Source organism: Bacillus salitolerans (assembly GCF_042680805.1).
GTDB lineage: Bacteria > Bacillota > Bacilli > Bacillales > SA4 > Bacillus_CJ > Bacillus_CJ salitolerans.
On the sequence record NZ_JBHUEM010000054.1, the window covers coordinates 207,877 to 219,624 of the forward strand.

General features: G+C 37.6%; 11 protein-coding genes. 10 read left to right on the forward strand and 1 reads right to left on the reverse strand.

Features of this window, described 5'->3' with window-relative positions:
* Positions 1-205: 205 nt before the first annotated feature.
* Positions 206-2,188, forward strand: a complete 1,983-nt coding sequence (gene uvrB, locus ACFSCX_RS23030) for an excinuclease ABC subunit UvrB (protein WP_377930589.1) — start codon at positions 206-208, stop codon at positions 2,186-2,188.
* A 3-nt stretch (positions 2,189-2,191) separates the two neighbouring features.
* Positions 2,192-5,065, forward strand: a complete 2,874-nt coding sequence (gene uvrA, locus ACFSCX_RS23035) for an excinuclease ABC subunit UvrA (protein WP_377930590.1) — start codon at positions 2,192-2,194, stop codon at positions 5,063-5,065.
* A 234-nt stretch (positions 5,066-5,299) separates the two neighbouring features.
* On the opposite strand, the gene ACFSCX_RS23040 is transcribed toward uvrA, so the two are convergent.
* Positions 5,300-5,482, reverse strand: coding sequence for a hypothetical protein (locus ACFSCX_RS23040; RefSeq protein ID WP_377930591.1), 183 nt, complete (start codon positions 5,480-5,482; stop codon positions 5,300-5,302).
* 170 nt (positions 5,483-5,652) lie between these two features.
* Between ACFSCX_RS23040 and ACFSCX_RS23045 the strand changes: the two genes are divergently transcribed.
* From ACFSCX_RS23045 to phnE (ACFSCX_RS23080), 8 genes are all read left to right on the forward strand, one after another.
* Positions 5,653-5,967 (forward strand): magnetosome magnetite crystal formation protein family, encoded by a 315-nt coding sequence (locus tag ACFSCX_RS23045; RefSeq protein WP_377930592.1) that lies wholly within the window; start codon positions 5,653-5,655, stop codon positions 5,965-5,967.
* Positions 5,968-6,012: 45 nt separating this feature from the next.
* Positions 6,013-7,134, forward strand: coding sequence for a DUF4097 family beta strand repeat-containing protein (locus ACFSCX_RS23050; protein WP_377930593.1), 1,122 nt, complete (start codon positions 6,013-6,015; stop codon positions 7,132-7,134).
* A gap of 1 nt (position 7,135) precedes the next feature.
* Positions 7,136-7,333 (forward strand): PspC domain-containing protein, encoded by a 198-nt coding sequence (locus ACFSCX_RS23055; protein ID WP_377930594.1) that lies wholly within the window; start codon positions 7,136-7,138, stop codon positions 7,331-7,333.
* Positions 7,330-7,695, forward strand: a complete 366-nt coding sequence (locus ACFSCX_RS23060; RefSeq protein ID WP_377930596.1) for a phage holin family protein — start codon at positions 7,330-7,332, stop codon at positions 7,693-7,695. The genes ACFSCX_RS23055 and ACFSCX_RS23060 overlap by 4 nt, the downstream gene beginning before the upstream one ends.
* Positions 7,696-7,944: 249 nt before the next feature.
* Positions 7,945-9,042 carry a phosphate/phosphite/phosphonate ABC transporter substrate-binding protein gene (locus ACFSCX_RS23065; protein ID WP_377930597.1) on the forward strand — a complete coding sequence of 366 codons (1,098 nt, stop codon included), beginning with the start codon at positions 7,945-7,947 and terminating at the stop codon, positions 9,040-9,042.
* Between the two features lie 162 nt (positions 9,043-9,204).
* Positions 9,205-9,981 (forward strand): phosphonate ABC transporter ATP-binding protein, encoded by a 777-nt coding sequence (gene phnC, locus ACFSCX_RS23070; RefSeq protein ID WP_377930598.1) that lies wholly within the window; start codon positions 9,205-9,207, stop codon positions 9,979-9,981.
* On the forward strand, positions 9,981-10,796 hold the full coding sequence (gene phnE / locus ACFSCX_RS23075) for a phosphonate ABC transporter, permease protein PhnE (RefSeq protein WP_377930599.1): 816 nt from the start codon (positions 9,981-9,983) through the stop codon (positions 10,794-10,796). Before phnC ends, phnE (ACFSCX_RS23075) begins: the two co-directional genes overlap by 1 nt.
* A 16-nt stretch (positions 10,797-10,812) precedes the next feature.
* A complete protein-coding gene (phnE, locus tag ACFSCX_RS23080; protein WP_377930600.1) occupies positions 10,813-11,619 on the forward strand; it encodes a phosphonate ABC transporter, permease protein PhnE in 807 nt (268 codons plus the stop codon).
* Positions 11,620-11,748: the final 129 nt, after the last annotated feature.

Below are 11,748 nucleotides of genomic sequence, written 5' to 3' on the forward strand. Positions count from 1 at the left end.
AACGGCGATAATGTAATGTGTTACGGGATTACGGCCACCATACAGTTATCCAAAGTAGTTTGAAAAATGATACCGTAAATTTACTATTTAACTACATAAATAACAGATTCATTAAAAAAATCGAATGTTCGTTCGTATATTTCTTGGATTTTAAATGGGAAATTGGTACAATAGGAAACAGATATGACCGATAGGAGGCTTTCGTGTGAAGGATCAGTTCGAACTAGTCTCAGCCTATTCTCCTTCTGGAGATCAGCCGAAGGCAATAGAAAAAATTGTAGAGGGTATCAGGCAAAATAAAAGGCACCAAACATTACTTGGAGCAACAGGAACAGGTAAGACGTTTACCATCTCTAATGTAATTAATGAAGTAAATAAGCCTACACTAGTCATTGCACATAATAAAACGTTAGCTGGACAGCTTTATAGTGAATTCAAAGATTTTTTCCCAAACAATGCTGTAGAGTATTTCGTTAGTTATTATGATTACTATCAGCCAGAAGCATATGTTCCGCAAACGGACACGTTCATTGAAAAGGACGCCTCCATTAATGATGAGATTGATAAGCTACGTCACTCTGCTACATCATCTTTAATTGAACGAAAAGATGTTATCATTATTGCCAGTGTCTCTTGTATATACGGCTTAGGTTCTCCAGAAGAATACCGTGAATTAGTTGTTTCGCTTCGAGTTGGGATGGAAAAGGAAAGAAACAAACTTCTTCGGGATTTGGTGGATATCCAGTATGCTAGAAATGATATCGATTTTCAAAGGGGAACCTTCCGTGTAAGAGGTGATGTTGTAGAGATTTTCCCTGCTTCACGTGATGAGCATTGTATACGTGTCGAGTTTTTTGGTGATGAAATTGATCGTATACGCGAAGTAGATGCATTAACTGGAGAAATCATTGCCGATCGTGATCATGTAGCGATTTTTCCGGCTTCCCACTTCGTTACACGTGAAGAGAAGCTGAAAGTGGCGATAGAAAATATTGAAAAAGAGCTAGAGGAACGATTAGCAGAGATGAGAGAAAATGGAAAGCTGCTTGAGGCACAGCGTCTTGAGCAACGTACTCGGTATGACTTAGAAATGATGCGCGAAATGGGCTTCTGTTCAGGGATTGAAAACTACTCTAGACATTTAACCTTACGTCCTGAAGGATCGACACCTTACACTTTACTAGACTTCTTTCCGAAGGATTCGTTAATTGTCATTGATGAGTCTCATGTTACCATTCCGCAAATCAGAGCAATGTATAATGGAGACCGTGCTCGTAAGTCAGTTCTAGTTGATCACGGCTTTCGCTTACCATCTGCACTTGACAACAGACCCTTAATGTTTGATGAATTTGAAAAACATATTAATCAAATCGTGTATGTTTCTGCGACCCCAGGACCTTATGAACTGGAACAATCGCCAGGGACAATTGAGCAGATTATTCGTCCAACGGGTCTTCTAGATCCAACTATTGATGTTCGCCCAATAAAAGGTCAGATTGATGATTTGTTGAGTGAAATTCAGACTAGAATTGAACGAAATGAGCGTGTGCTCGTTACCACCTTAACAAAAAAGATGTCTGAGGATTTAACAAATTACCTGAAGGAGTTAGGTATTAAAGTAAACTATCTACACTCGGAAATTAAAACGCTCGAAAGAATTGAAATTATACGGGATTTACGATTAGGAAAATTTGATGTCCTCGTTGGTATTAACCTACTTAGGGAAGGTCTTGATATTCCAGAGGTGTCACTTGTTGCAATATTAGATGCAGATAAAGAGGGCTTCCTTCGTTCTGAACGTTCGTTAATTCAGACGATTGGACGTGCAGCTCGTAATGCAAATGGTCATGTCATCATGTATGCCGATAGAATCACGAAATCGATGGAAATTGCCATGAATGAAACGAAACGCCGACGTGAAATTCAAGAAGATTATAACCGTAAACATGGAATTACCCCACAAACGATAAATAAAAAGATACGAGATGTCATTCGGGCAACAGTTGCGGCAGAAGCAGAAGAAACGTATGAGACAGCACCGAAGCTTACAAAGCTATCAAAGCCAGAGCGTGAGAAATTACTGGCAAGCTTAGAAGTAGAAATGAAGGAAGCAGCAAAAGCATTAAACTTTGAACGTGCTGCAGAGCTCCGTGATTTATTATTAGAATTAAAGGCGGAAGGAAAATAATCGATGGTAATGGATAAAATTGTTGTAAAAGGTGCGAGAGCACATAATTTAAAAAATATAGATGTCACCATTCCCCGAGATAAGCTTGTTGTATTAACAGGCTTATCGGGCTCTGGGAAATCTTCCTTAGCTTTTGACACAATCTATGCTGAAGGACAACGTAGATATGTAGAATCCTTGTCTGCCTATGCGAGACAATTTTTAGGTCAAATGGATAAGCCTGATGTCGATGCAATCGAAGGTCTCTCTCCAGCGATCTCAATTGACCAAAAAACAACAAGTCGTAACCCACGGTCAACTGTCGGGACAGTAACTGAAATCTATGACTATCTGCGACTTCTCTTTGCAAGAGTGGGGCGTCCAGTGTGTCCGGAGCATGGAATCGAGATTACATCACAAACGATCGAACAAATGGTTGACCGAATTCTTGAGTATCCTGAACGAACTAAAATGCAAATACTTGCTCCCGTTATAAGTGGAAAAAAAGGAACGCATGTGAAGGTATTAGAGGATATAAAAAAGCAAGGATTTGTTCGTGTTCGAGTGAACGGGGAAATGATGGAGATTTCAGATGAGATTGAACTTGAAAAGAATAAAAAACATTCTATAGAAGTCGTCATCGACCGTGTCATCATTAAAGAAGGTATATCTGCAAGACTTAGCGACTCGATTGAAACCGCTCTTCGTTTAGGGGATGGAAAAGTCATCGTCGATGTTATGGAGCAAGAAGAGCTTTTATTTAGTGAACATCACGCATGCCCTCATTGTGGCTTTTCGATTGGTGAACTTGAACCAAGGATGTTTTCATTTAATAGTCCATTTGGAGCTTGTCAAAGCTGTGATGGCTTAGGTACGAAGCTAGAGGTTGACTTAGATCTTGTCATTCCTAACTGGAACCTATCATTAAAAAACCATGCGATTGCCCCGTGGGAACCAACTAGCTCACAGTATTATCCATCGCTTCTTGAAGCGGTTTGTAATCATTATGGAATAGATATGGATATGCCCGTAAAGGATATTCCGAAGCATTTAATGGATCGCGTTTTATATGGTAGTCAAGGTGATCAAATCTATTTTCGATACGAGAATGACTTTGGTCAAGTGAGAGAAAATTACATTGAATTCGAAGGTGTTGTCTCGAACATTAATCGAAGGTATAAGGAAACAAGCTCTGATTATATTCGAGAACAAATGGAAAAGTACATGGCTACGCAAGATTGTCCTACTTGTAAAGGGCATCGACTAAAGAAAGAAAGCCTTGCTGTTTTAATTCAGGATCAGCATATTGGACATGTTACGAATTATTCCATTACAGAAGCTTATAATTATGTAACATCGCTTCATTTAACAGAAAAAGAAACAAAAATTGCTAATATGATTTTACGAGAAATTCAAGAGCGACTAGGATTTCTTATCAATGTTGGACTCGATTATCTCACGATGAGCCGTGCGGCGGGGACTTTATCAGGTGGGGAGGCACAACGAATTCGTTTAGCCACTCAAATTGGTTCACGTTTAACAGGTGTTCTCTATATATTAGATGAACCTTCGATTGGTTTACATCAACGCGACAATGACCGGCTCATTCATACGCTTCAAAATATGCGTGACATTGGCAATACTTTAATTGTCGTTGAACATGATGAGGATACCATGATGGCTGCTGACTACTTGATTGATATTGGACCAGGTGCAGGTGTCCACGGCGGAGAAATCATTTCTCAAGGTACACCAGACGAGGTAATGAACGACCAAAACTCATTAACGGGACAATATTTATCAGGAAAGAAATTTATCCCTTTACCACTTGAGCGTAGAAAACCTGATGGTCGATACTTAGAGGTAATTGGTGCGCGTGAGAATAACTTGAAAAATGTGAAGGTGAAATTTCCGTTAGGAACGTTTATTTCTGTAACGGGTGTATCTGGATCAGGAAAAAGTACGTTGATTAACGAAATATTATATAAATCATTAGCACAACACTTAACGAAAGCCAAAGTAAGACCTGGTGAGCATAAGGAAGTAAAAGGGATTGACCAGCTTGATAAAGTGATTGATATTGATCAATCTCCGATTGGCCGAACACCAAGGTCAAATCCTGCTACATATACTGGTGTTTTTGATGACATTCGTGATGTGTTTGCATCAACAAATGAAGCGAAAGTACGAGGATATAAAAAAGGTCGTTTTAGCTTTAATGTGAAGGGTGGACGATGCGAGGCTTGCCGAGGGGATGGAATTATTAAAATCGAAATGCACTTCCTGCCCGATGTGTATGTACCTTGTGAGGTATGTCACGGTAAACGATATAACCGTGAAACGTTAGAGGTGAAATACAAAGGAAAAAGTATTTCAGAAGTTCTTGAAATGACGGTAGATGACTCATTGGAGTTCTTCACCAACATACCGAAAATAAATCGCAAACTCCAAACAATTTTTGATGTAGGTCTAGGTTACATTAAGCTAGGTCAACCAGCTACGACCTTATCAGGAGGAGAAGCGCAGCGAGTAAAGCTTGCGTCAGAATTACACAGACGCTCAACAGGAAGATCCATGTATATTTTAGATGAACCAACTACCGGTCTCCATGTTGATGATATCGCTAGATTACTTCAAGTATTACAAAGACTTGTTGAAAACGGTGATACCGTATTAGTTATTGAGCACAATTTGGATGTAATAAAAGCATCGGATTATATTGTGGATCTTGGCCCAGAAGGTGGAGACAAAGGTGGAACGATTATAGCGACTGGAACACCAGAGGAAATTGTGAAGGTGAAAGAATCCTATACTGGAAAATATTTAAAACCAATACTAGAACGTGATCGGAAGCGAATGAAAGAACGTGTAAAGAAGCTCGAATCAGTCGGTCAATAACGAAAAAGAGACCTAACGCAAGTTAGGTCTCTTTTTGTTAATAAGTTTCTGGTGTTTAGTTACTGCTAAATCTAGCTCCAGCGCCCAGCCAAGAAGAAATGGCGACGATCTTTGCCATTTCATCCTAATCGAGGTTAAATGTACTGTCATGAATAAAAGGGAAAACCACCCTATTTTCATGACAGAACATTTGCTCTGCATGAGGCAAAACGGGGCGCCCTGAGCCTTTTTTTCTTAAATTTTAATATCCAGAAATTGAGAAAGCGGGGAAGGTTGCTGTAATTCCCTTAAATTCTTTGCAGGGTCTTGAACAACTTCTCTAATAGCTTGATTTAAAGCTTGTTCTGCTTTTGATTTGTTCATTTGAACGGCTTGAGATACGACTCCGCTACCAGATGATGCACTTACTGAACTCACAGGTATTTCCTCCTTAGCAAAATACGAATATAAAAAAAATATATTCTTCAAAAGTTTAAAAATCCCTTTTGATTAAAATATAAAATTTTTTTCATAAAATACAATAGATTCATTATATACTTGAAACTAATGATTCACTCATTCGTAATTATTATAAAGGGGATGATAAAATGAATGGAGATACAAATAAATTACTATCGGCATTGTGCTACTTTAGCATTTTCTTTGCAGGATTCATTCTTCCAATTGTTATTTATTTTATTGTTAGTGACAGAGAAGTGAAAGATCATGCTAAGGGTGCGTTTCTATCTCACGTAATCCCTCTTGTGACGATACCGGTCTTTGTTTTCGGTGGAATCATGTCAGGTGTTGCAGAAGGATTTTTCATTATATTAATTATTGGCTTCATCGTTACCTTTATCGTTAATATTGTCGTTGTCGTTTGGAATGTTATTAAAGGTATTCAGGTACTAAGAAGCTACTAAAAAAACATAGGTACTATGTGTTTGTAAAAGGAAGGTGTGAATACAATGGCGGTAACTGAACAGCGTAAGCGTATTTTGAAAATGGTGGAAGAAGGAAAATTATCAGCTGAAGAAGCATTGATTTTAATAGAAAACCTAGAGAAAGATGAGCAAGCTGTCCTCGAAAAGGAAGAAGAGATTCTAGCTGAGCTTAGTACAGAAGTGAAGTGGGAGGAACAGTCACAGCAAGACAAAGGAAAAACAACTAAAACTACCTCTGTAAAAGATTCTGTTTTTGACTTTGTGGATAAAGCATTAAAAAAAATAAAGACTCTTGATCTCGACTTTAATTTTGGAACCTCCATATCTGTTCAACATATATTCCAGCATTCGAATGTATATTTAACAGATATAGAAATTGATATTGCCAATGGTAGTGTGAAATTGCAACCATGGGATGAGACGGATGTACGTATAGAATGTGATGCAAAGGTGTATCAAGTAGAATCTCAAGATGAAGCGAGAAAAACATTTTTAGAGGATGTATTGTTTTCCATAGAGGGTGGCAAGCTGCGTTATTCTGTTCAAAAAAAGAAACTAAAAGTAAATTCCACTCTTTATTTACCAAGAACTGAATTTGAGAAAGTTATCATCAGGCTGTTTAATGGGAAAATTGATGGGGAAAGCCTACTAGTAAAGGAGTTTAAAGCAAAGACGGCTAATGGGAAAATTACATTAGCAAATCTTAATACTAAGAAGTTTGAAGTAGAAACGGCAAATGGTCATATTACAGCGACGAACCTGACAAGTGAAAAGGTAGAAGCTGAAACGATCAATGGGACAATTAAAATCGATGGAGAATTCTCGAAGGCGGACCTACAGAGCTTTAATGGAAATGTTATTTGTAGCATATCCAATTCGACCTGTGATGCGCTGTTTATTAAATCAACAACCGGAAATGTAGATCTCTTTGTTCCAAAAGATCGAGCGATTCACGGTGAGCTTAAATCCAATATCGGTAACTTCCAGGTTGAAATTCCTAAAGTGGACAGAAAAGAGGAAAAATCAGAAATTGTCCAAAAATATCTTAAATTTGTGACGCCAAATACGAATGAACAAGAGCCGTTGCTCATAGATGTAGATACGAAGACTGGCTCCATTGTTGTAAAGGAGAAAGGAGGAATATAAGGTGAACAAATTATTTCGTTCAAGATCTAACCGACAAATTGCTGGCGTGATTGGAGGGTTGGCTTCTTATACAGGTGTTGATGCTTCCTTATTACGAGTTATTTTTGTGATTTGTCTGTTAATGAGCTTTGGAACATTTGCGTTAATCTATTTTGTTTGGATGCTCATTGTTCCAAATGAGGAGGATGTGATTCGTTGATGAAGTGGATCTCATCCATACTTGTTAACAGTTTAGTACTCATTGTTGTTGCAGGGTATTTTGAATCCTTTCACCTTGATGGAGTAGGCTCTGCAATCATAGCAAGCATCATACTTGCCATCCTTAACGTATTAGTTAAGCCCATACTAGTTATACTCACACTACCTGTTACAGTGATTTCTCTTGGACTATTCTTATTTGTAATTAATGCAATTACCCTTTGGATGACTCAGGGAATCATGGGTGATTCATTTGTTATCGAATCATTTGGAACTGCAATCATAGCAGCTATAGCCATCTCCGTATTAAATTTACTCATCCAAAAGATTATTATTGAACCAATGTCAGAGAAGAAAAAGTAATCGTTCAAAACCTCCAAATTGTTGGAGGTTTTTGTTTGTTTTTATTACGAATCGACGCCGCAAGGAATCCTTGCATTCGTAGGTAATGGCTTTGTACTAGTTATTTTTTAAAATAATTTTGTAAACAATCAATCTACAAAAATATGCAAATATTTACCTGAAATTTACATAAGGTATGTTGTTTGTTGTTGAATTCGCGTGATATATTCTTCTAGGTTAAAACATTTGAAACATTCGGGAGGAACGATCATGTTAAAAAAATGGCTTACAGTATTCATGATGCTTACGTTAGCTGTAATCGTAGCAGCATGTGGATCAGCTGAAGAAACTGCAACAAATGAGAAGGACACAGCTACAACAACTGACTCAAATGCTGAAAAAGAAACAGCTGTAGAAGAAAATACAAAAATTGATGAGCTTAAAGTAAGCTTTGTGCCATCAAAAGACCCAGATCAAATCATTACTACAACTGAACCACTTAAAGGTTTATTAAAAGATGAATTAGCTAAATTAGGTTTTGATATTGGAAATGTAACAATTGATGTTGGTACTACATATGAAGCGGTTGGAGAGGCACTTTCTGCTGGCACAACTGATGTAGGTCTTATTCCGGGTGGAACATATGTATTATATGATGATGGTGCTGAAGTCATTTTAACAGCTACTCGTGCTGCACTTTCTAATGACTCAGAAAATCCAAAGGATTGGAATGACAATAAGCCTACTGAAGGTTTAACAGACAAGCAAGCAACTTACTACCGTAGTATTATTATCGCTGGTCCTTCTGAAAAAGGACAAGAATTAGCTGCAAAAGTTAACAATGGTGAAGAATTAACATGGGAAGATTTAGATAGCGCAAACTGGGCTGTAATGTCTTCTTCTTCATCTGCTGGTTACATCTACCCTACATTATGGATGCAAGAAAAGTACGGTAAGAGCTTAACCGACCTTTCTAAACTTGTTCAATCAGATTCTTATGGTAGCTCATTTGCACGTTTAGCTGTTGACCAAGCTGACGTAATCGTAGCATATGCTGATGCAAGAAGAGATAATGCGGATAAGTGGACAACTGACTTAGGTCGTACTGCCTCTGTTTGGGATGAAACAAACGTAATCGGTGTCACTGATCCAATTTATAACGACACTGTAAGCGTAAGTAAACATTCAAAAAAAATGGATGACAAGCTAAAAGCTGCTATCCAAGAAGCATTTATCAATATTGCTCAAACTACAGAAGGTAAAGAAGTTATCGCAATCTACAGTCATGAAGGTTACCAAAAGGCTCAATCTTCTGATTATGATAACGAAAGAAAAGCACAAGAGCTTCTCAGAAGTTTAAAGAAGTAACCCTTAAACAAGATAACAATAAATGCTTCTATAAAAATGAGAACATCCTTTAATAGGTTATGTTCTCATTTTTTCACATGTATTTGAGTTTTAAAAATACATGTCTAGGAAAAGTTTACATAAACTAGAAGTCTCTTAGTTTAATAGGATTGGGGAATAACCATGATAGAGTTTATTAATGTTGAAAAAACGTATACGAATGGTACAAAAGCATTAGAAAACATTCATTTGAAAATTGAACAAGGTGAGTTTGTAGCCGTAATCGGACTATCTGGTGCCGGAAAATCGACATTAATTCGCTGTGTGAATCGAATGCATGATATCACAGGTGGTAAGCTGATAATTGATGAAGTCGATGTAACGACATTAAAAGGAAAACAAATCCGCCAATTACGAAGAAGAATCGGAATGATCTTCCAATCCTTCAATCTGGTAACTAGAACAACCGTCATTAAGAATGTGTTAGTATCGTTTGTTCCGGATAATCCATTTTGGCGTAAGCTGACTGGCATTTATACGAAGGAGCAAAAAATTAAAGCATTAGAAGCATTAGATAAAGTAGGTATTCTAGATAAAGCTTATGTTCGAGTAGATCAGCTTTCAGGTGGTCAACAACAACGTGTAGCTTTAGCACGTACCATTGCTCAAAATCCAGACATTATTTTAGCAGACGAGCCAATCGCTTCATTAGATCCAGTTACTTCAAAAATCGTAATGAATGATTTTAAAAAGATTAATCAGGATCTAAACATCTCTGTCATAATGAACATCCACCACGTAGAAATCGCATTACAGTATGCTGATCGCATTATCGGCATTCGTAAGGGAGAGGTTGTGTTCGACGGGCCATCTGAGAAGGTGACACAAGAAATACTATCTGAAATATATGGTGGTAGATTAGAAGAAATTCAATCCTCAACAGAGGAGAGATTAGCATAATGTATGATAAAATTTTTCCTCCTAAAAAAATGACATTACCGAATGGAAAAGTTGTGCTTGAAAAAAGATCACGCACCCCGCTTATTACAATACTGATCCTAGTGGCAATGTATGTTTCCGTAAAATTTACTGGTTTTAGTTTGGAAGTATTTATTATGAGGATCGGATACTTTTTCTCAATTATTGGTGATATGTTCCCACCAAATTGGAGTTATTTATCTGATATTTGGGGTCCACTCATGGATACGATCAAAATGTCACTCTTAGGATCGATTTTGGGTGCATTAGTGGCAATGCCAATCGCGGTTTTGTCATCGACGAATATTATCAAAAATCAAGTTATCGTTTCTGTATTCAAAGTGATGCTAAGTCTTCTTAGGACGTTACCTTCACTTGTAACAGCCTTGATTGCTACATTTGTTTTTGGACTAGGTCCTATGGCAGGAACGGTTGCGATTTTTCTTTTTACTATCTCTTATGTTGGAAAATTATTATATGAACAAATTGAGAACGTAGATATGGGTGCTTTTGAAGCTATGGAATCTATTGGGATGACAAGAATCCAAGCATTTCGTTATGCTATCATCCCGCAAGTGTTACCGAGTTATCTTTCTACCTCCCTATTCTGTTTTGAAGGAAATGTTCGCTATGCGGCAATTCTTGGTTATGTAGGAGCAGGCGGGATCGGACTTCTTATTAATGAAGGTCTTGGATGGCGTGATTATGAAAGTGTTGGGATGATTGTTGTAACGTTAGTTATTACTGTCTATCTGATTGAAACAGTTAGTGAGCACTTTAGGAAAAAGTTAATTTAAAGGAGTAGTACATGCTATGTTGACAGTAGAAAAGCAGCTCCTTGCTGCACCACGTAATCATCGTTACGTCCTAACGGTTACTATGATCGTCCTTGTCTTATTTGTTTGGTCGATGACGACCGTAAGCCTACAAGCGATGGACGAAGCTGGGCTAAAGGTAGCGTCTAATATCATATACGGACTGACACACCCAGACTTAAACCTTTTATTAAATGTATCAAAGCAAAGTGTATTGTATTTACTTGTAGAAACACTTGCGATTGCCTTTTTAGGTACAATCGTTGGTTCTATATTAGCTGTACCTTTGGCATTTCTAGCAGCATCTAATATTGTTCCGAAACCTGTTTCATGGTTAACTAGACTTTTATTAATTTTCATTAGAACCATTCCAGCTCTTGTGTATGGACTTATGTTTATCCGCGTTACAGGGCCGGGACCATTTGCAGGGGTATTAACAATAGGTTTAACATCAATTGGAATGCTATCTAAACTGTATGTTGATGCCATTGAAGAATTAGACGTAAAAGTATTGGAATCTATGACATCAATTGGGTGTTCGACATTTGAAAAAATACGCTACGGAATCATACCACAATTATTATCCATATTTATGTCCGTTATGATTTATCGTTTTGATATGAATATGAGAGATGCCTCTGTCTTAGGACTTGTTGGAGCAGGGGGAATTGGGGCTCCATTGATTTTCGCGATGAGAGGCTATAAATGGGACCAAGTTGGTTCTATCTTAATTGGATTAGTTGTCTTAATCTTAATCATTGAGCTTATTTCTACGAAACTACGTTCAAAATTAGTAAGAGGATAATCATAAAGCCTGGGGATATTTCTTCTGTTTCAATGTTTTGAAATATAAGAAGTGTCCCTGTTTTTATAATCTGGTTCCAGCGCCCAGCCAAGATGAAATTGCAAAAATCTTCGCAATTTCATCCTACTC

Coding starts and splice junctions, on each gene's coding strand:
- phnE (WP_377930599.1), top strand. CDS start 9,981: ATGTATGATAAAATTTTTCCTCCTAAAAAAATGACATTACCGAATGGA.
- uvrA (WP_377930590.1), top strand. CDS start 2,192: ATGGTAATGGATAAAATTGTTGTAAAAGGTGCGAGAGCACATAATTTA.
- ACFSCX_RS23050 (WP_377930593.1), top strand. CDS start 6,013: ATGGCGGTAACTGAACAGCGTAAGCGTATTTTGAAAATGGTGGAAGAA.
- phnC (WP_377930598.1), top strand. CDS start 9,205: ATGATAGAGTTTATTAATGTTGAAAAAACGTATACGAATGGTACAAAA.
- ACFSCX_RS23045 (WP_377930592.1), top strand. CDS start 5,653: ATGAATGGAGATACAAATAAATTACTATCGGCATTGTGCTACTTTAGC.
- phnE (WP_377930600.1), top strand. CDS start 10,813: ATGTTGACAGTAGAAAAGCAGCTCCTTGCTGCACCACGTAATCATCGT.
- ACFSCX_RS23065 (WP_377930597.1), top strand. CDS start 7,945: ATGTTAAAAAAATGGCTTACAGTATTCATGATGCTTACGTTAGCTGTA.